We start from the raw sequence: 24,293 nt of genomic DNA, 5'->3' as shown, positions 1-24,293 counted from the left end.
CCTCTCCCCTCTGGGGAGAGGGCTAGGGTGAGGGGAGACAGTTCCTCACCCCAGCCCTCTCGGGTAAAAACATTGATTAAGGTTAACTCTATGAAAGCATTACATTTTGGCGCAGGTAACATTGGTCGTGGCTTTATCGGCAAACTGCTGGCTGACGCGGGCATTACGCTGACATTCGCCGATGTGAATCAGGTGGTCCTGGATGCCCTGAATGCCCGTCATAGCTACCAGGTGCATGTGGTGGGAGAAAACGAGCAGGTCGACACCGTATCAGGCGTTAACGCAGTGAGTAGCATTAGCGACGAGGTTATTGACCTCATCACTAACGTAGACCTTATCACCACGGCCGTTGGTCCAGTGGTACTTGAACGCATCGCCCCTGCGCTGGCAAAAGGGCTGGCAAAACGTAAGGCACAAGGGAACGACACGCCGCTGAACATTATCGCCTGTGAAAACATGGTGCGCGGTACGACGCAGTTGAAAGGCCACGTGCTGGCGGCCGTCGCCGATGAAGATAAAGCCTGGGTGGAAGCACATGTCGGCTTTGTTGATTCCGCCGTCGACCGTATCGTTCCTCCGTCAGAATCCTCCACCCATGACCCGCTGGAAGTGACTGTGGAAACGTTCAGCGAGTGGATCGTGGACAAAACCCAATTTAAAGGCGACCTGCCGGCCATCACGGGTATGGAGTTAACGGATAACCTGATGGCATTTGTCGAACGTAAACTCTTCACGCTGAACACGGGTCATGCTATAACCGCGTACCTCGGAAAATTGGCCAGTCATCAGACCATTCGTGACGCTATTCTCGATGAGAAGATCCGCGCGGTGGTAAAAGGGGCCATGGAAGAGAGCGGCGCGGTGCTTGTCAAACGCTACGGTTTTGATGCAGAAAAACATGCGGCGTACATCCACAAAATCCTCGGTCGTTTTGAAAACCCGTATCTGAAAGATGATGTTGAGCGCGTGGGTCGTCAGCCGCTGCGTAAGCTAAGCGCAGGCGATCGCCTGATTAAGCCGCTGCTGGGTACGCTGGAATACGGCCTGCCGCACGCTAACCTGGTAAAAGGAATTGCCGCCGCGATGCACTACCGCAGCGAGCAAGATCCGCAAGCGCTGGAACTGGCTCAGTTGATTGACGATCAAGGCCCGCAGGCCGCACTGGCGCAGATTTCCGGTCTGGATGCCAACAGTAGCGTGGTTGTGGAGGCGGTAACTGCTTATCACGCAACCAAATGATGCAGAATGCGGCGCAGGTTATCCTGCGCCCAGATAACAGATTGTCAGATATGCAGGCAATAATGGAACAAACCCAGGCCTTTGAAAATCGTGTGCTTGAGCGTCTGAATGCTGGCAAAACCGTACGAAGCTTCCTGATTGCTGCCGTCGAACTATTAACCGAGGCAGTGAATATTCTGGTGCTTCAGGTGTTTCGCAAAGACGACTATGCGGTAAAATATGCTGTAGAACCGTTACTGGACGGAGACGGACCGCTGGGCGATTTATCAGTACGTCTGAAGCTGATTTATGGTCTCGGCGTACTAAACAGGTCAGAGTACGAAGACGCTGAACTGTTGATGGCGCTACGCGAGGAGCTCAATCATGACGGTAATGAGTATTCCTTTACCGACGATGAAATTTTAGGTCCCTTCGGTGAGTTGCATTGCGTTAGCGCACTGCCTCCTGCTCCCCGTTTTGATAGCAGCGACCCAGAGCTTTACGCCATGCAAAAGCAGCGCTATCAACAGGTTGTCCGTTCGACAATGGTTCTTTCCCTGACTGAGCTGATTTCCCGAATCAGCTTAAAAAAAGCGTTTCAGAAGTAAGCCTGCTCACATTGGTGTATCCTTCCTGTAAATTCCCCCGATTCAGAGTCATTTGTCATGAAAGAAGTCGAAAAGAATGAAATTAAACGCCTGAGCGACCGCCTGGATCTGATCCGCCACCAGATGGCGGGTCTCTCACTGGTGGATTCCGCTGAGAAGTATGCCGAGCTTGAGAAAGAGGCGGCAACGCTGGAAACGGAGATTGAGCGTCTGCGCGACGTCAAAGGCCAGAAGCTCAGCAAAGAAGCGCAGAAGCTGATGGATATGCCGCACCGTCGCGCCATCACCAAAAAAGAGCAGGCTGATATGGGCAAGCTGAAGAAAAGCGTCCGTGGCCTGGTGGTGGTGCACCCAATGACCGAACTTGGCCGCGAAATGGGCCTGAAAGAGATGACGGGTTTTTGTAGGACGGCGTTCTAATCAATTTAACTTAGGCCCCATCAACTTAAGCCCAATACATTCATCATATAAATGTATTGGGCTTTTATATATGCAACAAACCCAATCTCCACTGAATGAATGTAAACATGTAATATCGAAATTTGATAGATTCACAATTCTCTTGCATGAGAGTAGAGTGGATATTCATTTCTTTCGAATCTAAATTAATACACACGGCATGCCATTGAAATATAGTATATTTTCTCTGGCCTGATGGTTTGTCATTGCATTAGGTTATAAATTTTATGAATTCTACTGAGAGCTCAACCTTCCAGAATAGCGCCCTTTCGTTGGAACAAAAACTTGAAAAAGCCAGGGCTGAACTCCTTGACTTAGGGGCAAGGAACCGCCTGCTGAACATCCCCCGGTCTAAAAACACCCGTTTTCTGGAGGTGATTGATGAACGTTCTGAGCTAATCTATGACCTTCTCTTTAATGAAAAAAAGACCTTCACATTCCTTCATGGTAAGTCAGGTAAAGAAGAAAATATCGATTCAGAAGAAGATTCGACTGACGAAAAAAGATTTATATATCAATTTGATGAAACTAGCCCTGAAGCTAAGTCACAGCACTTTGATACAAAACTTCAGACCCGTCTAACACCTAAAGGTTTGCAGAGTCGTTTACTCGATTTGTATCACGACTCAAAAACGCTGGAAGAAGAACAAGGTGCAAACATACTTTTCCTTGCCCTGGGAACACTGAAATGGGTCGATCCGGCTAACAAAGGAAATATTCGTTATGCACCGTTAATACTCGTGCCCGTTAGCCTGGAACGAGGAAATGCTGGTGAGAGGTTTAAATTAAAAGCACGGCAAGAAGACATTATCCCTAATCTCTCATTAGACGCTTTTCTTGAGCGTGTGCATCATATTACCCTGCCAGAACTGCAACCTGGTGATAGCGATGAAATAAACGTGAGTGATTACTTTAATGCTATCAAACAAGCTATAACATTGAAGCCCGACTGGGAGGTTAAGTCTAACGATATTATCCTGGGACTGTTCTCATTCTCTAAATTTCTAATGTATCGCGATTTAGATCCTGCCAATTGGCCCGGTAACGAAGCAATTACCTCAAAGTACCTTATACGTGCGTTGATGGAAGAGGGGTTTGACGAAAGCGATGGGCTTCTTTCTGAAGACAGTCCTATCGATCCCATCATAATGCCAAAAGATATGCTCCATATAATGGACAGCGATAGTTCTCAAACATTAGCTATCCATGAAGTCAGAAAAGGTAGAAACCTTGTAATCCAGGGACCTCCCGGAACCGGTAAATCACAAACAATCGCTAATATTATTGCCTCGGCCATTGCTGATGGTAAAACAGTGCTTTTTGTTGCTGAAAAAATGGCCGCACTGGAAGTCGTAAAACGACGTTTAGACCAAACTGGCGTGGGGGATGCTTGCCTTGAGCTTCATAGCAACAAGGCTAATAAAAGGATATTACTGGAAGAGCTAAAGCGAGTATGGGAGTTAGGCTCTCCACGTGGCGAATACCCTGATGAATTGATTGAGAACTTAACAGAAGCCCGTGATTCGCTGAATGCTCATCCTGTCCAACTTCACAAAATGTATATCCCTTCAGGTTTAAGCCCTTATCAGGTGATTGGGCAGTTAGTACGATTACGTCAAAATGGACAAACGCCAACAGACTTCCATCTTCATGGTTTCGAAGAATGGACTAATAACGACCTGATTAAACGTTTAGATCTCGTCAAAGAGCTTGTCGAACGAATAGAAGACATTGGGCTACCACACATTCATCCCTGGAATGGCGTAAAACGAGAATCAATTTTGCCTGGTGAACTTGATCGGCTGGTGCCAAAAATGAATGCCTTATTGAATGATGTCTATGAATTTCAAACTGCAATAGTGGCTATTGCTGTGCGCGTAGGCGTAACCCCTGAGCCGATCCGCTTCAGTGAAGTAGAAAAAATTGTTGAAATTGCAGAACAGGTTTATCAGGCACCAAAATTTGAAGAGGCATCATTAATAAGCCCTATATGGTCTACTGCGCTCTTCGAAATAAAAGCTCTTACCGAACAGGGCACGTCATATCTGATTAATTTTGAAGAGATCAAAAATCTTATTCACGACGATCAGTTTGATACCCCACTTTTGCAACTTCGTGATGAGCTGCAAACTATACCTTCGAACCTGTTGCCTGAGGGTTTTGCCGCAGCAAGAACACTGCTAACGCTAGTACCACAAATCTCTGCAGCAGTGGCAAATCTGACTAAAGAATTGGGTACGGAATCTCTTTATCAAACACCTCAGGAAATCAAAAATCTAATCGCACTCAGTTCACGCGTTGCGGATGCACCTGATGCAAGTCCCCAAGCTTTCATTGCTTCAGTATGGGAACACGGCGTTGAACAAGCCATGGATCTGGTGGATTCTATTGCTACTTTACATTCACTACCCCAGAAAATAGATCCCCATATATCTGATGCTGTATGGGATACAGAGCTAACACAAATTCGACATAACCTCGCGATACACACTGGAGTATTTAAAATTATGAGCGGCGAGTGGCGCCGTTCGCATGCACTTGTCCGCACTCTGATTCGAGATTCAAGCCAACCCGTACAGCAGCAAATTGAACTTTTAGATAACGTTATTCAGGCTCAAACATTACGGAAAAAAATCGCAAACAGTAGCGAATTTGGTGCTAGCGCGTTTGGTTCGCACTGGCGTGGGGAAAACAGTGAAAGCGATACCTTAAAAGCGTTAGTTGAATGGATGGCTACGCTTAAAGATGTCGGGTCTGAAGCGCGTATCCTTGCGAGCCAACTGTCAGATCGTGATACGGTAAAGCATCTTAACCATCATCTTGAACAGCTTCTTAATAAAGCCAGTATTGAGCTTGAACTACTCTGGAAATCATTTGGCTCTACTGTGGATTCTTGGTTTGATAACCATTATTCAATTAAGCGCGTTCCATTGGGTTTCACTGAAGCGATGGTTCAAAAACTCGATCGTATCGATTCAATGTCTCATCAGATAATAAAAGTTCCCGCAGACCAGCCGGGTGAACGTCTGGAGCTTATTAACAAAATTATCAATCTTCAGCATCAAAAGTCGGTAATTGAATCCCAATCGGAATTGGGGAGTAAAGCATTTGGTAGTGAATGGCTTAGCAGCCTATCTGATTGGCAGGGGCTACGTCGCGATCATGCATGGATGGAAAAACACGGAGATCTACGCTTCATTTGCGCGACCATTAACGATCGTACTGAACTTCTGGCCTCTGCCAACAAGATTTTATCGGCAAGTTCATCCATTATGGAGGAATTAGATACTCTGACCAACGAACTAAAATCCACCTCTGACCTGCTCTTCCCATCAGATGATAATCGCCTACGAATGGATAGCGTAATAAACAAGCTAACATCATGGATTGAGAATGCTGAACAACTTTCGAAATGGGTTGCCTGGCAGCACAGACTTAACCAGGCTAATGAGCAGGGCCTTTCTGAAGTTGTAGAGAGACTTGAGGATGGTCGCTTATCTCTTTCCGTTTGCTACAGTGCCGCCGAATATACCTATTATGAATCGCTATTTAGTCAAATGGCTAAGCAGACGCCTTCCCTTTCACGTTTTGATGGTGAGTTGCATACCCGAAAAGTGAATCACTTTGCCGAAATGGATCTACGTCGCATTAAAACCTCAAGCCTTGAAGTTGCCCGCGCGCATCATCGCCGTATCCCTTCGAAAATCGGAGCTGCGGGTCCCGTAGGAGTATTGCGAGCTGAAATGGCGAGGAAAAGAGGTCACATGCCTATCCGCCAGTTAATGCTTAAGGCAGGTCCTGCAATTCAGGCGCTGAAACCCGTCATGATGATGAGCCCGCTTTCTGTCGCACAATTTCTGATACCAGGAAAGCAAACATTTGATTTACTTGTAATGGATGAAGCCAGCCAGATACAACCCGTCGATGCCATTGGCGCAATTGCGCGGTGCCAGCAAGTCGTCGTCGTTGGTGATGAACGTCAATTGCCGCCCACGAGTTTCTTCTCTCGTATGACTGAAGCTAGCAATGATGATAACGATGATGATGCAACCCAGGTTGCTGATATTGAAAGTATTCTTGGATTATTTGTTGCACGAGGTTTACCACAAAGAATGCTACGCTGGCATTATCGTAGCAGACACCAATCGCTGATTGCAGTTTCAAACAGCCAGTTTTACGAGAATAAATTGTTTATCGTTCCTAGCCCATATACCGAAGAAGCAGGCATGGGGCTACGATTCCATTATGTTGAAGACGGTGTTTTTGAATCAGGTGCAGGTAATGCCAATCCTATCGAAGCTAAGAAAATTGCCACTGCAATCCTTGAGCATGTTCAACTAAATCCAGAGCTGTCCTTGGGAGTTGCAACATTCTCCGTTTCACAACGTAAAGCTATTCAGGATGAATTAGAACTACTCCGTCGTTTAAACCCGCAATATGAAGATTTCTTTAACGCTCACCCTGGCGAGCCATTCTTCATCAAAAACCTGGAGAATATTCAGGGTGATGAACGTGATGTGATAATGATTTCAGTGGGATATGCACGAAACAAACAAGGCTATCTCGCAATGCGATTTGGGCCATTAGGATCACAGGGCGGTGAGCGTCGCCTGAATGTTCTGATCAGCCGAGCTAAACGTCGCTGTGAGGTTTTTGCCTCAATCACTGACGAAGATATCGATATTGAGCGTGTCAAAGGGGTTGGCGTTCTGGCATTTAAACTCTTCCTTCGATACGCCCGCACTGGTCGGTTATCAATGTCCACCCCTTCTGGTCGCCCTATGGACAGCGTATTCGAAGAGCAAGTCGCTTCTGCTCTCCAGGCCAGAGGCTATCAAGTACATCCGCAAGTGGGGATTGCGGGCTTCTTTATCGATTTAGCAATCGCCGATCCTGAATTACCGGGTCGTTATCTGCTGGGCATTGAATGCGATGGAAGCGCTTATCATTCCTCCCGTTCTGCCCGAGAACGCGACCGTCTCCGTCAGGCCGTTCTTGAAGACCACGGATGGATTATACACCGAATCTGGAGTACCGATTGGTTCCAAAGACCTGAGGAGCAACTGCAAAGAGTAATCAATGCCATTGATAATGCAAAAATAGAGCTTAATAGCAGAGCGGAATATTTATCGGGACGCTCGCGTGCCGTTCCTGTAGGTATCGTCACGGTTGAACGAGAAGATGTTATTGAAGTTGGCTTAGATCGAACCCATTCCGCGAATGACCAGTATGTTAATTATGAAGAAGCCAAGCCTGAAGCCAATCTTTCATATGCATTGCATGAAACACCAACGGGTATACTTGCAGATATGATTGAAAAAATTGTCTTCACAGAATCGCCAATTCATATGAACGAAATTATTACACGTCTTCGTTCAGCATGGGGATTACAGCGAGCAGGGGCTCGCATTGAAAGCGTCGTCGGTCAAGCCGCTCAAATGGCCTGTAAGAAAGGCAATATTTACGAAGACAATAGCTTCTTCTTCCATTCAGGTTCAGTGATTAGGCTAAGAAACAGGCAGAATGTTTTGTCTGCGGGTTTACGTAAACCTGAACTGATCGCTCCAGGAGAAATCGCGGCTGGGGCAATAGAAATTGTCAGAACCAGTCTGGGGGCAACAGAAGATGAGATTATTTTAGCCGTATCCAGAATGCTTGGTTTCAAATCAACCAGCAGTGTTCTTAGGCGTGTTATTTCGGAAGTTATTGAGCAACAGATTAAAAATAAGCAACTCAAACAAAATGATGGTCTCATAATGGTAGAAGAATCAGAAGAAATTCAAAACGTTGTTTGAGTGAACGTTTTTGAACTAACCGCTATTCCGGGGCTTGTCAATATGACCATCAAGCCCCGCTCAAATTGGCCCAACCAATCCACCAATCAACCCTTCCCTGGTTCACACTTTCATCATTCCAAATCACAAAGCCATTGCCCAAAAATAACATTTGGTTAACCATTCGTTGTCATTAACCCTACATCACAATATTGGCAGGACCACTTTTACACTGACCGTGACGCAGAGATGAGCACAGACTCACCGCAACGCAGTCCGTGTGGTCCCCAGGAGACCTGCATGAGCCTCTGGCAACAAAATTACGATCCGGCCGGGAATATTTGGCTATCGAGCCTGATCGCATCGCTTCCGATCCTGTTTTTCTTTTTCGCGCTGATTAAGCTCAAGTTGAAAGGCTACCTGGCGGCGACTTACACCGTTGCCATTGCTCTGATGGTCGCGCTGTTGTTCTACAAAATGCCGGTCGACCGCGCACTGGCGTCCGTTGTGTACGGCTTCTTCTACGGCCTGTGGCCGATAGCGTGGATAATCATCGCCGCAGTATTTGTCTACAAAATCTCGGTGAAAACCGGACAGTTCGACATCATTCGCTCGTCAATCCTCTCTATCACGCCGGACCAGCGTTTGCAGATGCTGATTGTCGGCTTCTCCTTCGGGGCATTTCTTGAAGGGGCGGCAGGTTTTGGTGCGCCGGTAGCCATAACGGCAGCACTGCTGGTTGGCCTGGGTTTTAACCCGCTGTATGCCGCGGGACTGTGCCTGATTGTCAATACCGCCCCGGTGGCCTTCGGCGCGATGGGCATTCCGATTCTGGTCGCCGGACAAGTCACCGGGCTGGACAGCTTTGAAATAGGCCAGATGGTCGGTCGTCAGTTGCCGTTCCTGACCATTATTGTACTGTTCTGGATCATGGCGATTATGGACGGCTGGCGCGGCGTGAAAGAGACCTGGCCTGCGGTAATGGTCGCAGGTGGCTCGTTCGCGGTTGCCCAGTATCTCAGCTCTAACTTCCTCGGCCCTGAGCTGCCAGACATTATCTCCTCCCTGGTTTCGCTGGTCTGCCTGACGCTGTTCCTGAAACGCTGGAAGCCGGTACGCATCTTCCGTTTTGCCGATATGGGCGCTTCGCATGTCGATCAGACTCTGGCCCGCACCGGTTATACCGTCGGACAAGTCGTTCGTGCCTGGTCACCGTTCCTGTTCCTGACCGCAACCGTTACGCTGTGGAGCATCCCCCCGTTTAAAGCGCTATTTGCCCCTGGGGGGGCGCTGTACGACATGGTAATTAACATCCCTGTGCCGTTCCTCGACAAGATGATCGCCCGTATGCCGCCAGTCGTGCATGACGCCACGCCCTATGCGGCTGTGTTCAAGTTCGACTGGTTCTCCGCAACCGGTACCGCCATCCTGTTTGCCGCCCTCCTTTCTGTGGTGTGGCTGCGCATGAAGCCTGCCGCCGCGGTCCAGACTTTTGTGGCTACCCTTAAAGAGCTGATGCTGCCGATCTATTCCATCGGCATGGTGCTGGCGTTTGCTTTTATTTCGAACTACTCCGGCCTGTCGTCAACCCTGGCGCTGGCGCTGGCGCATACCGGCCACGCGTTTACCTTCTTCTCGCCGTTCCTCGGCTGGCTGGGGGTGTTCCTGACCGGTTCGGATACCTCGTCTAATGCCCTTTTTGCCGCACTTCAGGCGACAGCCGCTCAGCAAATTGGCGTCTCGGACGTGCTGCTCGTGGCCGCGAATACCACCGGCGGCGTGACCGGCAAAATGATCTCTCCACAATCCATCGCCATTGCCTGTGCGGCGGTGGGTCTGGTGGGGAAAGAGTCGGATCTGTTTCGCTTTACCGTTAAACACAGCCTGATATTTACCTGCATGGTGGGGGTGATAACCACCCTGCAGGCCTATGTCTTAACCTGGATGATTCCATGATAGTGATGCCCAGACGCCTGTCCGACGAGATAGCCACTCGCGTTCGGGCGCTAATTGAAGAACAAAATCTGGAAGCAGGCATGAAATTGCCCGCCGAACGCCAGCTTGCCGCCCAGCTTGGCGTGTCGCGAAATTCACTGCGCGAGGCGCTGGCGACGCTTGCCAACGAAGGGGTACTGCTGAGCCGTCGCGGCGGCGGCACCTTTGTCCGCTGGCAACATGATGAGTGGTCAGAGCAAAACATTATCCAGCCGCTCAAGTCCCTGATGGAGAACGACCCTGATTACAGCTTCGATATCCTTGAAGCGCGTCACGCTATTGAAACCAGTACAGCCTGGCATGCAGCGATGCGGGCGACAGAAGCCGATAAAGAGAAGCTCAGAGCCTGCTTCGAGGCCACGCAAAGCAGCAACCCGGATATCGCCTCACAGGCGGACGTGCGTTTTCACCTGGCGATTGCCGAAGCATCGCACAACGTGGTTCTGCTCCAGACCATGCGCGGCTTCTTTGACCTGCTGCAATCCTCCGTCAAACAGAGCCGCCAGCGTATGTATCTGGTCCCACCGGTCTTTGCCCGGCTGACCGAGCAGCACGAGGCGGTGCTCAACGCCATTCTGACGGCTGATGCCGATGCCGCGCGCAAAGCCATGATGACGCATCTGGGGTTCGTTCACACCACCATTAAACAATTCGATGAAGATCAGGCCCGGCAGGCGCGCATAACCCGTCTGCCCGGCGACAACGAGACTTCCTGGGAGAAAAAAGCATGATTATTTCCGCAGCCAGTGACTATCGCGCCGCGGCGCAGCGTATTTTGCCGCCGTTCCTGTTCCACTATATCGACGGCGGCGCCTATGCCGAACATACCCTGCGTCGTAACGTAGAAGATCTCTCGAACGTGGCCCTGCGCCAGCGGGTGCTGAAAAATATGTCCGACCTGAGCCTTGAGACAAGGCTGTTTAACGAAACGCTCTCCATGCCGGTGGCGCTCGCGCCTGTCGGCCTGTGCGGCATGTATGCCCGTCGGGGCGAAGTCCAGGCAGCTGCAGCGGCGGATGCCAAAGGCATTCCGTTCACTCTCTCCACGGTTTCCGTCTGCCCAATTGAAGAAGTCGCGCCGACGATAAAGCGCCCGATGTGGTTCCAGCTGTATGTCCTGCGCGATCGCGGCTTTATGCGCAATGCGCTTGAGCGCGCCAAAGCGGCAGGCTGTTCAACGCTGGTGTTTACCGTCGATATGCCCACCCCGGGCGCGCGCTACCGTGATGCGCACTCCGGCATGAGCGGTGCCAATGCGGCGATGCGTCGTTACTGGCAGGCGGTGACGCACCCGCAGTGGGCGTGGGACGTGGGCGTTAACGGTCGTCCGCACGATCTGGGGAATATCTCGGCTTATCTTGGTAAACCGACGGGCCTGGAAGATTACATCGGCTGGCTGGCGAATAACTTCGATCCGTCGATTTCGTGGAAAGACCTGGAGTGGATCCGCGAATATTGGGATGGCCCGATGGTGATCAAGGGGATCCTCGATCCGGAAGACGCGCGCGACGCGGTGCGCTTTGGCGCGGATGGGATCGTAGTGTCGAACCACGGCGGGCGCCAGCTCGATGGTGTACTTTCCTCTGCGCGCGCCCTGCCTGCGATAGCCGATGCGGTGAAAGGCGATATCGCCATTCTGGCCGACAGCGGCATTCGTAACGGACTGGACGTGGTACGCATGATTGCGCTCGGCGCGGACACGGTGCTGCTGGGCCGAGCGTACCTTTACGCGCTGGCGACATACGGCCAGGCGGGAGTGGCAAATCTGCTGAACCTGATCGAAAAAGAGATGAAAGTGGCGATGACGCTGACCGGGGCAAAAACAATTGGTGGAATCAGTAAAGATTCGCTGGTACAAGAGTTGAGTAAAATTCCTGCGGCGCTGGCACCGCTGGCGCAGGGGGATGCGGCTTAGTCTCCCCTTTGGTGAAAGGGGGTGGTATGCTGCCCCCGTTTTTTAAGGGGGCTGCATGCTTAACATCGTCTTATTCGAACCAGAAATTCCGCCGAATACCGGCAACATCATCCGCCTGTGCGCTAACACCGGCTTTCGACTGCATATCATTGAGCCAATGGGCTTTACGTGGGACGACAAGCGTCTACGCCGTGCGGGGCTGGATTATCATGAATTTACGGCAGTGGTTCGCCATCACGATTATTCCACTTTCCTGGAAGCCGAAAAACCGCAGCGCATCTTTGCTCTGACCACCAAAGGCACGCCTGCACACAGCGCGGTAAGCTATCAGGACGATGATTATCTGATGTTTGGCCCGGAAACACGCGGCCTGCCAGCGACCATTTTGGACGCCCTGCCCGCTGAGCAGAAAATACGGATCCCTATGATGCCGGATAGCCGGAGCATGAACCTTTCAAATGCGGTATCGGTGGTGGTGTATGAAGCCTGGCGTCAGTCAGGTTATCCTGGCGCCATTCTTAGACGTTAAATACCGTCACCGTATTCGAACGTATGGTGAATGCCGTTGAAGTGCTGATCCATATCCATTGACGGTTTTTCGCTGCCTGGCTTGCCGACGATACGCGCCGGAACGCCAGCGGCGGTGGTGTGCGGAGGAACCGGCTGCAGTACAACTGAACCCGCCCCAATCTTCGCCCCACGTCCAACTTCGATGTTGCCGAGGATCTTGGCGCCTGCGCCAATCATCACCCCTTCACGAATTTTAGGATGGCGGTCGCCGCTGGTTTTACCGGTACCGCCCAGCGTGACCGATTGCAGGATAGACACGTCATCTTCAATCACCGCCGTTTCACCCACAACAATTCCGGTGGCGTGATCGAGCATGATCCCGCGACCAATTTTCGCCGCCGGGTGGATGTCAACCTGGAAGGTCACCGAAACCTGGTTTTGCAGGAAGATAGCCAGCGCGCGGCGGCCTTCATTCCATAACCAGTGACCAATGCGGTAAGCCTGAAGCGCATGAAACCCCTTTAGATACAGCAGCGGCGTAGAGTACTTGTCCACCGCCGGGTCGCGCGTGCGCACGGCCTGAATGTCACAGGCGGCGGAGGCGATCATTTCCGGGTCAGCGGCATAGGCCTCTTCCACTACTTCACGAATGGCGATAGCAGGCATAATTGATGAGGCCAGCTTGTTGGCGAGCATATAGCTCAGGGCGCTGCCGAGGTCTTCGTGCTTGAGTAGCGTCGCGTGGTAAAAACTGGCCAGCATAGGCTCGCAGTCGGCCAAAGCCCGGGCTTCAGCTTTAATATTGTTCCAGACGATATCCAGTTCTTCACACGGCATTGCTTGCTCCAGACGATAATATAATGACCAGCCAGTTCTGCGCTGGCTGGGTCATTCAGGTGACGAGTGTTCTCGGTTAGTTGCTGCTGCGCTCGTCCTTGCGGGCGCGACCCAATAAGGTCAATGCTGCCTCGCGCGCATTTTTTCCGCAATACAGTACCTGATAAATTTCCTCGGTTATTGGCATTTCGACACCAAAACGGTGCGCCAATTCGCGAACTTCTTTGGTATTGCGGTAGCCTTCAACCACCTGACCAATATTCTCCTGCGCGCTTTGCACATCGCTGCCCAGTCCGAGCATCATGCCAAAACGGCGGTTACGCGACTGGTTGTCGGTACAGGTCAACACCAGATCGCCCAGTCCCGCCATCCCCATAAAGGTCTCGGGATCGGCACCCAACGCCGCCCCCAGGCGGGACATTTCTGTCAGCCCACGGGTGATCAACGCAGTGCGCGCATTCGCGCCAAAACCGATACCGTCGGACATCCCGGCACCAATCGCAATCACGTTTTTCACCGCCCCGCCTAGCTGCACGCCGATAAAATCGGGATTACTGTAGACGCGGAAGCTTTTGCCGCAATGCAGCAGGTGCTGAAGGTCGTCAGAGAAAGTCTGGTCGGTCGATGCCAGTGAAATGGCGGTCGGCAGGCCCGCAGCGAGTTCTTTGGCAAACGTCGGCCCGGAAATCACCGCCAGCGGAATGGTATCGCCCAGCGCTTCGCGGGCCACATCCTGTAACAGGCGCCCGGTTTCCGCCTCCAGCCCTTTCGTCGCCCATACAATGCGCGCATCCGCCCGCATCAGCGGCTTAATCTGATGTAACACCTGGCCAAACACGTGGCTCGGCACCACAATCAGAATGTTACGGCTGGCCGCCAGGGCAGCCGTGAGATCGCTTTCCAGATGCAGAGAGTCAGGGAACGGAACGTCCGGAAGAAACGCCACGTTGCAGCGGTCGTGTTGCAACGTGGCGATATGTTTAGGATCGTGGCCCCAAAGGACCACCTCGTGACCATTTCTTGCCAGCGTGATGGCAAGAGCGGTGCCGTAAGAACCGGCACCGATCACAGTCATTGACGCATTAACAATGCTCATCAGGCATCCTGATGTTGTTCGGCACCTTCGCCAGACTGCTGCTGCAGATAGTTCATGAACAGCGCATCAAAGTTAACTGGCGCAAGGTTCAGTTGCGGGAATGTACCGCGAGAAACCAGGTTGGTGATGCATTCACGCGCATACGGGAACAGGATGTTCGGGCAGTATGCACCCAGGCAATGCGCCATCTGGTTGCCTTCGATGCCGCCGATGGAGAAGATGCCGCCCTGCTGTACTTCGCACAGGAATGCAGTCTCTTCGCCCAGAGAAGCGGTAACGGTCACGCGCAATACGACTTCATACACATCATCTGCCAGTTGGGTGGATGCGGTATCCAGATCAAGTTTAACCTCTGGCTGCCAATCTTTCTGGAAAACGTGTGGCGCATTTGGCGCTTCGTAAGAAACATCTTTGGTATAGATGCGCTGGATCTGGAAAGTCATTTCGGTGTTGTTTTGTTCTGACATGGAAAAACCCTTTTTAATTGTCCTAAAGTCTCTTAGCGCAGCAGTGGATCGAGTCCACCACGGGCGTCGAGCGCATACAAGTCATCGCAGCCACCAATGTGCTGCGCATCAACGAAAATCTGCGGAACCGTCGTACGACCACTACGTTGAATCATCTCTTCGCGCTTGATCGCGTCACCATCGATCGGCAGTTCCTGGAAGGTTACGCCTTTGCTGTTCAGCAGCGCTTTCGCGCGATGGCAGAACGGGCAGGTCGCTTTGGTGTAGATTTCAATATTGGCCATCACTGCACTCCTTATTTACCCCGCACCAGCGGAAGGTTTTCCCCGCTCCAGCCGGAAATACCTTCTTTCAGTACGGTTACGTTTTCGAAACCGGCTTTATGCAGAGCGTTAGCGGACTCCTGCGCCTGCATCCCGGTCCCGTCAACCACGATAATCGGCTGAGCTTTATGCTTATCCAGCTCACCAAGATTGTTTGCTTTGATTTCAGCCGGCAGCAGGTTGATAGCGCCTGCAATGTGACCTTTGCGGAAATCGTCGCGCTGACGCAGATCGACTACTACGGCGTCTTCTTTGTTGATCAGCCGCGTGGCCTCGCCACGGGTGATCACCTTAATCTTAGACGTCAGGCCTTTAAAGGTGGTGAAAAGCACTGCGGCCAGCAGGCCAATCCACGCGATGCTCAGAACCGGGTGGCGGCTTACAAATTGCATAATTTCTTGCATGGAGGGTAACAACTCCCGACTAAGTGATTAAAAAAACCAGGACAAGAGTATACCTGTGCGTTGTGGCAAATACAGCCAGCGACAATAAGCTAATCCATTTTATGCGGCATGCCACGAAAAAAAAGACGCAAAATCGTCAGTGGCCGCCCTTGTCCCTGCGTATTCTTTGATCTTCTGCGGCTATTATATCGATTCAGCTATAGTAAAATTACGCCTATTTTTCGTCTCTTGAGCATGAGGTTGTCGCAATGTCAGTTTCTAAAAAACCTATGGTACTGGTGATTCTGGATGGCTATGGCTACCGTGAAGATAGCCAGGATAACGCTATTTTCAACGCCAAAACTCCGGTTATGGATGCGCTATGGGCAACACGTCCCCATACTCTGATTGATGCATCTGGCCTGGAAGTGGGTCTGCCGGATCGTCAGATGGGCAACTCCGAAGTGGGCCATGTAAACCTGGGCGCGGGCCGTATCGTGTATCAGGACCTTACCCGTCTGGACGTTGAGATCAAAGAACGCACGTTCTTTCGCAACCCGATTCTGTGTGGTGCGGTAGATAAAGCCGTTGGTGCAGGTAAAGCGGTGCACATTATGGGCCTGCTCTCTGCGGGCGGGGTTCACAGCCACCAGGATCACATCATGGCGATGGTTGAACTGGCAGCGGAACGCGGCGCTGAAAAAATCTATCTGCATGCTTTCCTTGATGGTCGCGATACTCCACCTCGCAGCGCAGAAGGTTCACTCAAAGCCTTTGATGACAAATTTGCCGCGCTGGGCAAGGGCCGGGTGGCCTCCATCATTGGCCGTTACTACGCCATGGACCGCGACAACCGCTGGGATCGCGTTGAACAAGCCTATGACCTGTTGACGCTGGCAAAAGGTGAGTTCCAGTTCGCCACCGCCGTGGAAGGTCTGGAAGCCGCTTACGCGCGTGAAGAAAATGACGAATTCGTCAAAGCGACCGTGATTCGCGCGCAAGGTCAGGCCGATGCCGCAATGGAAGATGGCGATGCGCTGATTTTCATGAACTTCCGTGCTGACCGCGCGCGTGAAATTACCCGTGCATTCGTGAACAGCGATTTCGACGGTTTTACCCGTAAGAAAGGGGTCAATCTCGATTTTATACAGTTGACCGAATACGCCGCAGATATCCCGGTACCTTGCGCATACCCACCCGCGTCACTGACTAACACCTTCGGCGAGTGGATAGCGAAAAACGATAAAACACAGTTGCGAATCTCCGAAACCGAGAAATACGCGCACGTGACCTTCTTCTTCAACGGCGGTGTTGAAGAGTCGTTCAAAGGCGAAGACCGCATTCTGATCAACTCGCCGAAAGTTGCAACCTACGATCTGCAGCCCGAAATGAGCTCTGCCGAACTGACAGAAAAACTGGTCGCGGCAATCGAAAGCGGCAAGTACGACACCATCATTTGTAACTACCCTAACGGTGATATGGTCGGCCATACCGGCGTGATGGAAGCCGCAGTCAAAGCTGTTGAAGCGCTGGATCACTGCGTTGAGCAGGTGGCGAAAGCGGTGGCATCCGTTGGCGGTCAGCTGTTGATTACCGCTGACCACGGCAATGCGGAGCAAATGCGTGACCCGGCCACCGGCCAGGCGCACACCGCCCACACCAACCTGCCGGTTCCACTGATTTATATTGGTGATAAATCATTGAAAGCAGTGGAAGGCGGTAAGCTTTCCGACATCGCGCCAACCATGTTGACGCTGATGGGTATGCCAATCCCTGAAGAGATGACTGGTAAGCCGCTGTTCATCGTGGAATAATCGCTCCCCATGAGGGGAAAGGCGAATTTTTCAATCACATGGGTCGTGAAGCCGCTTAGGTTATCAGTCAGGCCCCTGCTTTGCGCCAGCGCACTCAGCGCTGGCGTATTGCTGTGCGCCGCATCCGCTCATGCGGACGATCGCGACCAGCTAAAATCTATTCAGGCCGATATCGCCGCCAAAGAGCGTGTGGTTCGCCAGCAACAACAGCAACGCGCCTCGCTTCTGGCCCAGTTGAAAAAGCAGGAAGAGGCAATCTCCGCCGCCACGCGAAATCTGCGTGAAACGCAAAATACCCTCGCACAGTTGAATAAGCAGATCGATGAGATGAACGCGTCGATTGCCAGACTCGAGCGCCAGCGCGACGCCCAGGAACGTAACCTTTCCGCACAGCTTGATGCCGCGTTCCGCCAGGGTGAACACACGGGCCTTCAATTGATCCTCAGCGGCGAAGAGAGCCAGCGCGGGCAGCGCCTGCAGGCCTACTTTGGCTACCTGAACCAGGCGCGTCAGGAGACTATCGCCCAGCTAAAACAGACGCGTGAAGAGGTCGCCAGCCAGAAAGCCGAGCTGGAAGAGAAGCAGAGCCAGCAGCAGACACTGCTCTACGAGCAGCAGGCCCAGCAGGCAAAGCTTGAGCAGGCGCGCAACGAGCGTAAGAAAACCCTTTCAGGCCTTGAATCCTCCATCCAGGCAGGCCAAAGCCAGCTGAGCGAAATGCGCGCCAACGAAGCGAAGCTGCGCAACAGTATTGCCCGTGCGCAAGCCGCGGCTAAAGCGCGTGCCGAAAAAGAAGCGCGTGAGGCGCAGGCCGTTCGCAACAAGCAGCAGGAAGCCTCTCGTAAAGGCACCACCTATAAGCCAAGTGAAAGCGAACGCTCCCTGATATCGCGTACCGGCGGTTTAGGCGCGCCTCGCGGTCAGGCTTTCTGGCCCGTTCGTGGGTCAATTCTGCATCGCTATGGCGAACAGCTGCAGGGTGAACTACGTTGGAAAGGGATAGTTATCGGCGCGTCTGAGGGTAGCGAAGTGAAAGCCATTGCCGATGGCCGCGTGATCCTGGCCGACTGGCTGCAGGGCTACGGGCTTGTGGTGGTGGTAGAGCACGGTAAAGGCGATATGAGTCTTTATGGCTACAACCAGAGCGCGCTGGTCAGCGTGGGCACTCAGGTGCGCGCAGGCCAACCCATCGCCCTTGTGGGCAGCAGTGGCGGTCAGGGCCGCCCGTCACTCTATTTCGAAATTCGTCGCCAGGGTCAGGCGGTCAATCCACAGCCGTGGTTGGGAAGATAAGTTTTGCTTCAATTTCGTCGAATTATGCTCTCCGTCGCCAGCGCACTGGCGCTGGCTGCACCGGTATACGCAGGCAAACTCGCCATCGTGATTGATGACTTTGGTTATCGTCCACACTACGAAAATCAGGTGCTGGCCCTGCCGCCGGCCATCTCTGTCGCTGTTCTGCCTAATGCCCCGCACGCCCGTGAGATGGCGACCAAAGCCCACAACAGCGGGCATGAGGTGCTTATCCATCTGCCAATGGCGCCGATCAGCAAGCAGCCGCTGGAAAAAGACACCCTGCGCCCGGAGATGAGCAGCGATGAGATCGATCGCATCATCAGCGACGCGTATAACAAAGTGCCGTATGCCGTGGGGCTGAACAACCACATGGGCAGCGCGATGACGTCCAGCCTGTACGGTATGCTAAAAGTGATGCAGTCGCTGGAACGTTATAATCTCTATTTCCTTGACAGCATGACCATCGGCAACAGCCAGGCGATGCGTGCAGCTCAGGGGACCGGCGTGAAGGTGATTAAGCGCAAGGTGTTCCTGGATGATACCCAGAACGACGCCGACATTCGCAAGCAGTTTAATCGCGCAGTGCAGCTGGCGCGCCGCAATGGCTCGGCGATTGCAATCGGCCACCCTCATCCCTCGACCGTTCGCGTTCTGCAACAAATGCTGCCGACACTACCTTCGGATATCACGCTGGTACGTCCGAGCGACCTACTCAACGAACCGCAGGTCGATACGTCTCGTCCCGGCAGTTCTCAGCCACCTTCAACGCAGCCGCGAAATCCCTTCACAGGGGTCAGGCTCTGTAAAGCGAAGCTCGCACCGGAGCCGGTATATGCCACCCGGTTCTTTGCCGTGCTTAGCGAAAGCGTGAATCAAAGCACCCTGGTGCAGTATTTTCAGCATCAGTGGCAGGGCTGGGGCAAGAAAAGCTAGCTAGTCTATAAGATGAGAGTCGGTACGCTCCCGGGCTGCCGACTCTCGTTTATCCTGATGTTGATACCAGGCTTTGAAATATTTCATAAAGCTGTATAGCGTCGCATAAAGCCCCGTAACGGCCCCGACTTTTCCCCTTCGCCACGCACCGCTAAACAGGTACCATTTGAAAAAAGCACCCACTGCGCTGGCTACGCCACGTGCGATTGGAGGCCGGAGATTCTGATATTTCACCACTCGGGTTGTGTAAATATTTAATTTACTGAACACTTCATGCAGAGAATAGAAGGTATCGTGTCGTACGTGGCCCGGTATCCGCGTAACCTGCGCGGCTCCTGTCGCTTTATCATCCACGGGGCGGTGATTAAACCTGACATGATGACGATTAAACAACCTCAAGGGGTAATCCGGGGAGGAAATGGGATAGAGGGTTCGGGTTTGCTCACCTAAGACATACCAGTAACGCGATAAGCACCAGCCTCTGTCTGCAGGCGGTTCATCTCCAGATTTTAACCTGAGAATATACTTTAGCGTCTCGTCATCGAGTATTTCGTCGCTATCCATACATAACACCCAATCATTAGAGGCATGCGAAATAGCCATATTCATCTGCTCACCGTGCATAGTGTATGGGTTATATATTGGAGTAATTCCATATTCTTCATGAATAGATAATGTGTCATCCGTACTACCAGAATCAATAACAATTATCTCATCTGCAATGCGCATTAAAGGCGTTAATACGTCACGTAATAAACGTGCAGAGTTGTATGTCAAAAGACATACAGTGAGCCTGAACATGTTATCTCCCACTCGAGATATTCATTCGCTGATAATAAGCGTAAGATAGCGCCAGCCACCATCATTGTCACTGCCCAATCCAAACCTTTTTTATTATTTTCGCGTTGAGCCGGGTACTGTCCTGCACCAAAAAAATGGAAAATACCCTTGAAGGCACATTCTTTAATCCATTGTTAAATAAGGTTAAATTTGTGTAAGTGCCACGCTGTTCTCGCTGACATTCCTTTTCGTGAAACTTAAGATTATACTAACCAAAGTTTAATACTTAATTTGGTTTAGTGGGATCATGAAGAAAATAATCGGCTATTTAAAGGAAATCAACAGACAGCGAAACCATAAAACCAAAGAATTAAAAAGGCGGTTAAAGCTTCTGTCTTTATCGCGGCAATTACAGGATAAACGCCACGAAGATATAAACATTCCCAGCATTAAGCGGATTTTATTTCCGTTTGTTGATCTCGGTATTGGCGATGCCGTGTGCCACACAGGAACCTGGCATAGTTTGAAACAAGCGGGCTATACGCTACAGGTTGTGGTTGAGGAGCGAAATCGCGATCTGTTTGAAAAGATATCCGATATCGATGAGGTCTATATTGCTGATATCAAAAATATCGATGCAATAAAGCCTATCGACACTGATTTGGTGATCAGCCATTATTCATGGATGAAAAGAAAGGAGTTATTCAATACGCAACTGCTGCATAAAATCCATTATAAATATGCAATTGGGTTTGGCGGCTGGTTGAACAAGCCTTATAACTTAATGCTTCCTGTGAATTCTGATTTCCACATTACCCATCCGCAAAAACAGATCCTTAACGCATTAAACGTTAAGCCTGAATCTCTTCGTTACGCTTTGCCTGTGTTGCCCGAGCATGAGGATTTTATAGACCATTATCTGCAACCTTATGCTGGCAAAAAAATCGTTGTGCTAAACCCTTTCGCCAGCGTTGACGAACGCAGTCTCTCGCACGTGCAGCTGGAAAAACTGGCTAATGATATTGTGCAGCACCCGGATACGCACGTTTTCATTATTGGCGAAGGGCGAAAATTAGCCGACCTACGCTTCGATAACGCGAATATTACGGTTTGTCGATTCAGTTCGCTGTGGGATGCCATCACGCTCATCAAAAAAGCTGATCTGGTGGTGTCTGTGGATACAGCCATCGTTCATATCGCCTGTGCTTTTGATAAAAAGCTCATTGCCATCTATTTTTCAATGCTGCTTGATCATAATAAAAATTTTGAAGGCAATACGATATTTTCGCCGATTGGTCAGAACGCAGAGCAGCTGATTTATGATAAGCGCCACAATAAAATCGATATTGGTAGTATCTCGTCAAACGTCACGAGTAAGCTTGGCGGCGAGCGCACAGCTCTGTAATGAAAAGGGGCCTCAGGCCCCTGTAGATTACTTATCCCAGCTCAGGATAACTTTCCCGGATTGGCCTGACCGCATCGCGTCGAAGCCCTTCTGGAACTCATCGATAGAGAAGTGGTGCGTGATTATGGGGGTCAGATCCAGACCAGACTGAATCAGTGCCGCCATTTTGTACCAGGTTTCGAACATCTCGCGGCCATAAATACCTTTAATGAACAGCCCTTTGAAGATGACTTTGTTCCAGTCGATGGACATATCGGACGGGGGAATACCCAGCATCGCAATACGACCACCGTGGTTCATGGTGTCGAGCATGGTCCGAAACGCCGGTGGCGCGCCGGACATCTCAAGGCCCACGTCGAAGCCTTCCGTCATGCCCAGCTCTTCCATGACGTCGTTCAGGCTCTCATTAGAAACATCCACCGCGCGGGTGACGCCCATTTTGCGCGCCAGCGACAGGCGATATTCATTCACATCGGTGATCACGACGTTGCGCGCGCCTACGTGTTTAGCGACCGCTGCCGCCATAATACCGATTGGACCTGCGCCAGAGACCAGCACATCTTCTCCCACCAGGTCGAAGGAGAGCGCGGTGTGCACTGCATTGCCAAACGGGTCAAAAATGGAGGCCAAATCGTCAGAAATGTTATCCGGAATTTTGAAGGCGTTGAATGCAGGGATCACCAGATATTCAGCGAAACAGCCCGGACGGTTAACACCCACGCCGACAGTATTGCGGCACAGGTGCGTACGTCCGCCGCGACAGTTACGGCAGTGACCGCAGGTAATATGGCCTTCGCCAGACACGCGGTCGCCAATTTCAAACCCCTTCACTTCCTGACCCATTCCGACCACTTCGCCGACATATTCGTGACCAACAACCATCGGCACCGGAATAGTTTTCTGCGACCATTGGTCCCAGTTGTAGATGTGTACGTCAGTCCCGCAGATGGCCGTTTTACAAATTTTGATCAGCAGATCGTTATGACCGACTTCCGGCTCCGGCACGTCGGTCATCCAAATCCCTTCTTCTGCTTTCAGTTTGGATAACGCTTTCATTACACGTCCTCAGGCAATTACGCCCAGCTGTTTGCCGATGCGGGTAAAGGCTTCCACCGCACGTTCAATTTGTTCAGGCGTATGCGCCGCAGACATCTGCGTGCGGATACGCGCCTGACCTTTTGGTACTACCGGGAAGAAGAACCCGGTCACGTAGATGCCCTCTTTCTGCAACTCACGCGCAAAGTTCTGCGCGACCACCGCATCGCCCAGCATGACCGGGATAATGGCGTGATCGGCACCAGCCAGCGTAAACCCTGCAGTGCTCATTTTTTCGCGGAACAGCCGGGCATTGGACCATAGGCGATCGCGCAGTTCAGCACCGGACGCAACCATCTCCAGCACTTTGATCGACGCTGAAACAATGGCTGGCGCCAGGGAGTTGGAGAACAGATATGGGCGAGAGCGCTGGCGCAGCCACTCAATCACCTCTTTACGCGCAGCAGTATAGCCACCCGATGCGCCGCCGAGCGCTTTGCCCAACGTACCGGTGATGATGTCCACGCGGCCCATGACGTCACAGTATTCGTGAGAACCCCGGCCGTTTTCGCCAACAAAACCGACCGCGTGGGAGTCGTCGACCATCACCAGCGCAGCGTATTTATCTGCCAGGTCGCATACGCCTTTCAGGTTGGCGATCACGCCGTCCATTGAGAATACGCCATCGGTAGCGATCATTACGTGACGAGCGCCCGCTTCACGCGCCTCTTTCAGGCGGGCTTCCAGCTCTGCCATGTCGTTATTGGCATAGCGGAAACGCTTTGCTTTACACAGGCGCACGCCGTCGATAATGGAGGCATGGTTCAGAGCATCGGAGATAATGGCATCTTCTGCGCCGAGCAGGGTCTCAAACAGACCGCCGTTGGCGTCGAAACAGGAGGAGTACAGAATGGCATCTTCCATCCCGAGGAAGTTCGCCAGCATGTTTTCAAGCTGCTTGTGGCTATCCTGCGTGCCGCAGATAAAGCGCACCGAGGCCATGCCAAAACCGTGGGTGTCCATGCCGTTTTTCGCAGCGGCAATCAGCTCAGGGTGATTTGCAAGACCTAAGTAGTTGTTCGCACAAAAGTTGATCACATGACTGCCGTCGGCAACCGTGATGTCCGGCTGTTGAGCGGAGGTAATAATACGCTCTTCTTTGAACAACCCTTCCGCACGTGCGGTATCAAGGTCGCTGTTTAACTGTTTGTAAAAATCACCACGCATTGCAATTCTCCAGACTCGGCAAATTTCGACACATATTACCCAAACCTATACTTCCTGACGAGATGACGCATTATCTCTTCTCGTTTTTGCAGCATAAATCACGTGTTGCCTTTATTGCATATTCGCAAAATCATTCAGGATGGGGCGGATATCGGCGAATGGCTGTAGGGCAGCCATACTAATGATATGATAGAAACATTAGCGTCCGGGACTGTCCC

General features: G+C 51.6%; 20 protein-coding genes. 12 read left to right on the top strand and 8 right to left on the bottom strand.

The features are described from left to right. The first annotated feature begins 90 nt into the window (after nucleotides 1-90). From mtlD to trmL, 8 genes are all read left to right on the top strand, one after another. Complete coding sequence (mtlD, locus tag NL510_RS01220) at nucleotides 91-1,239, top strand: mannitol-1-phosphate 5-dehydrogenase (protein WP_494546342.1); 1,149 nt, start codon at nucleotides 91-93, stop codon at nucleotides 1,237-1,239. Beyond that, the gene (mtlR, locus tag NL510_RS01215; RefSeq protein ID WP_253380943.1) at nucleotides 1,236-1,826 is read left to right on the top strand and encodes a mannitol operon repressor MtlR; all 591 of its coding nucleotides are present in this window, start codon (nucleotides 1,236-1,238) and stop codon (nucleotides 1,824-1,826) included. Before mtlD ends, mtlR begins: the two co-directional genes overlap by 4 nt. 57 nt (nucleotides 1,827-1,883) lie before the next feature. Beyond that, complete coding sequence (locus NL510_RS01210; RefSeq protein WP_253380941.1) at nucleotides 1,884-2,246, top strand: YibL family ribosome-associated protein; 363 nt, start codon at nucleotides 1,884-1,886, stop codon at nucleotides 2,244-2,246. A gap of 266 nt (nucleotides 2,247-2,512) precedes the next feature. Then, complete coding sequence (locus NL510_RS01205; RefSeq protein ID WP_253380939.1) at nucleotides 2,513-8,080, top strand: DUF3320 domain-containing protein; 5,568 nt, start codon at nucleotides 2,513-2,515, stop codon at nucleotides 8,078-8,080. A 279-nt stretch (nucleotides 8,081-8,359) separates the two neighbouring features. Beyond that, the gene (gene lldP, locus NL510_RS01200) at nucleotides 8,360-10,015 is read left to right on the top strand and encodes an L-lactate permease (RefSeq protein WP_253380937.1); all 1,656 of its coding nucleotides are present in this window, start codon (nucleotides 8,360-8,362) and stop codon (nucleotides 10,013-10,015) included. Then, nucleotides 10,012-10,785, top strand: coding sequence for a transcriptional regulator LldR (gene lldR, locus NL510_RS01195; RefSeq protein ID WP_253380935.1), 774 nt, complete (start codon nucleotides 10,012-10,014; stop codon nucleotides 10,783-10,785). Before lldP ends, lldR begins: the two co-directional genes overlap by 4 nt. After that, nucleotides 10,782-11,969 carry an FMN-dependent L-lactate dehydrogenase LldD gene (gene lldD, locus NL510_RS01190; protein WP_253380933.1) on the top strand — a complete coding sequence of 396 codons (1,188 nt, stop codon included), beginning with the start codon at nucleotides 10,782-10,784 and terminating at the stop codon, nucleotides 11,967-11,969. The genes lldR and lldD overlap by 4 nt, the downstream gene beginning before the upstream one ends. 55 nt (nucleotides 11,970-12,024) lie before the next feature. Further along, entirely contained in the window at nucleotides 12,025-12,498 is a 474-nt protein-coding gene (gene trmL, locus NL510_RS01185) for a tRNA (uridine(34)/cytosine(34)/5-carboxymethylaminomethyluridine(34)-2'-O)-methyltransferase TrmL (protein ID WP_253380931.1), read from the top strand. Here trmL and cysE read toward each other — a convergent pair. The 5 genes from cysE to NL510_RS01160 all read right to left on the bottom strand — a co-directional run bounded on the left by cysE (nucleotide 12,495) and on the right by NL510_RS01160 (nucleotide 15,606). Further along, complete coding sequence (cysE, locus tag NL510_RS01180) at nucleotides 12,495-13,316, bottom strand: serine O-acetyltransferase (protein ID WP_253380929.1); 822 nt, start codon at nucleotides 13,314-13,316, stop codon at nucleotides 12,495-12,497. The two genes, trmL and cysE, sit on opposite strands and share 4 nt — an antisense overlap. 76 nt (nucleotides 13,317-13,392) lie before the next feature. Beyond that, nucleotides 13,393-14,412 (bottom strand): NAD(P)H-dependent glycerol-3-phosphate dehydrogenase, encoded by a 1,020-nt coding sequence (gene gpsA / locus NL510_RS01175; RefSeq protein ID WP_253380927.1) that lies wholly within the window; start codon nucleotides 14,410-14,412, stop codon nucleotides 13,393-13,395. Further along, nucleotides 14,412-14,879, bottom strand: coding sequence for a protein-export chaperone SecB (gene secB / locus NL510_RS01170; RefSeq protein ID WP_253380925.1), 468 nt, complete (start codon nucleotides 14,877-14,879; stop codon nucleotides 14,412-14,414). Before secB ends, gpsA begins: the two co-directional genes overlap by 1 nt. Nucleotides 14,880-14,911: 32 nt before the next feature. Then, complete coding sequence (gene grxC / locus NL510_RS01165; RefSeq protein ID WP_253380923.1) at nucleotides 14,912-15,163, bottom strand: glutaredoxin 3; 252 nt, start codon at nucleotides 15,161-15,163, stop codon at nucleotides 14,912-14,914. An 11-nt stretch (nucleotides 15,164-15,174) separates the two neighbouring features. Continuing rightward, nucleotides 15,175-15,606: a rhodanese-like domain-containing protein gene (locus NL510_RS01160; RefSeq protein WP_253380921.1), complete on the bottom strand. Its 432-nt coding sequence runs from the start codon at nucleotides 15,604-15,606 to the stop codon at nucleotides 15,175-15,177. A 248-nt stretch (nucleotides 15,607-15,854) separates the two neighbouring features. Between NL510_RS01160 and gpmM the strand changes: the two genes are divergently transcribed. From gpmM to NL510_RS01145, 3 genes are read left to right on the top strand one after another with little or no spacing between them, the layout of a single operon-like run. Continuing rightward, a complete protein-coding gene (gene gpmM, locus NL510_RS01155; protein ID WP_253380919.1) occupies nucleotides 15,855-17,399 on the top strand; it encodes a 2,3-bisphosphoglycerate-independent phosphoglycerate mutase in 1,545 nt (514 codons plus the stop codon). A gap of 33 nt (nucleotides 17,400-17,432) precedes the next feature. Continuing rightward, on the top strand, nucleotides 17,433-18,692 hold the full coding sequence (envC, locus tag NL510_RS01150) for a murein hydrolase activator EnvC (RefSeq protein WP_253384700.1): 1,260 nt from the start codon (nucleotides 17,433-17,435) through the stop codon (nucleotides 18,690-18,692). Between the two features lie 3 nt (nucleotides 18,693-18,695). Beyond that, entirely contained in the window at nucleotides 18,696-19,628 is a 933-nt protein-coding gene (locus NL510_RS01145) for a divergent polysaccharide deacetylase family protein (RefSeq protein WP_253380917.1), read from the top strand. Here the strand turns inward: NL510_RS01145 and NL510_RS01140 are convergent, their stop codons facing one another. Beyond that, entirely contained in the window at nucleotides 19,629-20,429 is an 801-nt protein-coding gene (locus tag NL510_RS01140; protein ID WP_253380915.1) for a glycosyltransferase family 2 protein, read from the bottom strand. Nucleotides 20,430-20,715: 286 nt separating this feature from the next. Here NL510_RS01140 and NL510_RS01135 point away from each other — a divergent pair, with 286 nt between their 5' ends. Then, nucleotides 20,716-21,813 (top strand): glycosyltransferase family 9 protein, encoded by a 1,098-nt coding sequence (locus tag NL510_RS01135; protein ID WP_253380913.1) that lies wholly within the window; start codon nucleotides 20,716-20,718, stop codon nucleotides 21,811-21,813. 27 nt (nucleotides 21,814-21,840) lie between these two features. Here NL510_RS01135 and tdh read toward each other — a convergent pair whose 3' ends face one another. Both tdh and kbl read right to left on the bottom strand, forming a co-directional pair. Then, complete coding sequence (gene tdh / locus NL510_RS01130; RefSeq protein WP_253380911.1) at nucleotides 21,841-22,869, bottom strand: L-threonine 3-dehydrogenase; 1,029 nt, start codon at nucleotides 22,867-22,869, stop codon at nucleotides 21,841-21,843. 9 nt (nucleotides 22,870-22,878) lie between these two features. Continuing rightward, a complete protein-coding gene (kbl, locus tag NL510_RS01125; protein ID WP_253380909.1) occupies nucleotides 22,879-24,075 on the bottom strand; it encodes a glycine C-acetyltransferase in 1,197 nt (398 codons plus the stop codon). Nucleotides 24,076-24,293 lie beyond the last annotated feature (218 nt).

Source organism: unidentified bacterial endosymbiont (genome assembly GCF_918797525.1).
In the GTDB taxonomy this organism is placed as follows: Bacteria; Pseudomonadota; Gammaproteobacteria; order Enterobacterales; family Enterobacteriaceae; genus Enterobacter.
Note: the sequence above shows the minus strand (reverse complement) of the source record. Positions and strands in the feature narration are given on the sequence as shown.

Coding starts and splice junctions, on each gene's coding strand:
- kbl (WP_253380909.1), bottom strand. CDS start 24,075: ATGCGTGGTGATTTTTACAAACAGTTAAACAGCGACCTTGATACCGCA.
- NL510_RS01135 (WP_253380913.1), top strand. CDS start 20,716: ATGAAGAAAATAATCGGCTATTTAAAGGAAATCAACAGACAGCGAAAC.
- cysE (WP_253380929.1), bottom strand. CDS start 13,316: ATGCCGTGTGAAGAACTGGATATCGTCTGGAACAATATTAAAGCTGAA.
- NL510_RS01210 (WP_253380941.1), top strand. CDS start 1,884: ATGAAAGAAGTCGAAAAGAATGAAATTAAACGCCTGAGCGACCGCCTG.
- NL510_RS01140 (WP_253380915.1), bottom strand. CDS start 20,429: ATGTTCAGGCTCACTGTATGTCTTTTGACATACAACTCTGCACGTTTA.
- grxC (WP_253380923.1), bottom strand. CDS start 15,163: ATGGCCAATATTGAAATCTACACCAAAGCGACCTGCCCGTTCTGCCAT.
- secB (WP_253380925.1), bottom strand. CDS start 14,879: ATGTCAGAACAAAACAACACCGAAATGACTTTCCAGATCCAGCGCATC.
- gpsA (WP_253380927.1), bottom strand. CDS start 14,412: ATGAGCATTGTTAATGCGTCAATGACTGTGATCGGTGCCGGTTCTTAC.
- NL510_RS01160 (WP_253380921.1), bottom strand. CDS start 15,606: ATGCAAGAAATTATGCAATTTGTAAGCCGCCACCCGGTTCTGAGCATC.
- lldD (WP_253380933.1), top strand. CDS start 10,782: ATGATTATTTCCGCAGCCAGTGACTATCGCGCCGCGGCGCAGCGTATT.
- mtlD (WP_494546342.1), top strand. CDS start 91: ATGAAAGCATTACATTTTGGCGCAGGTAACATTGGTCGTGGCTTTATC.
- NL510_RS01205 (WP_253380939.1), top strand. CDS start 2,513: ATGAATTCTACTGAGAGCTCAACCTTCCAGAATAGCGCCCTTTCGTTG.
- lldR (WP_253380935.1), top strand. CDS start 10,012: ATGATAGTGATGCCCAGACGCCTGTCCGACGAGATAGCCACTCGCGTT.
- tdh (WP_253380911.1), bottom strand. CDS start 22,869: ATGAAAGCGTTATCCAAACTGAAAGCAGAAGAAGGGATTTGGATGACC.
- mtlR (WP_253380943.1), top strand. CDS start 1,236: ATGATGCAGAATGCGGCGCAGGTTATCCTGCGCCCAGATAACAGATTG.
- lldP (WP_253380937.1), top strand. CDS start 8,360: ATGAGCCTCTGGCAACAAAATTACGATCCGGCCGGGAATATTTGGCTA.
- gpmM (WP_253380919.1), top strand. CDS start 15,855: ATGTCAGTTTCTAAAAAACCTATGGTACTGGTGATTCTGGATGGCTAT.
- trmL (WP_253380931.1), top strand. CDS start 12,025: ATGCTTAACATCGTCTTATTCGAACCAGAAATTCCGCCGAATACCGGC.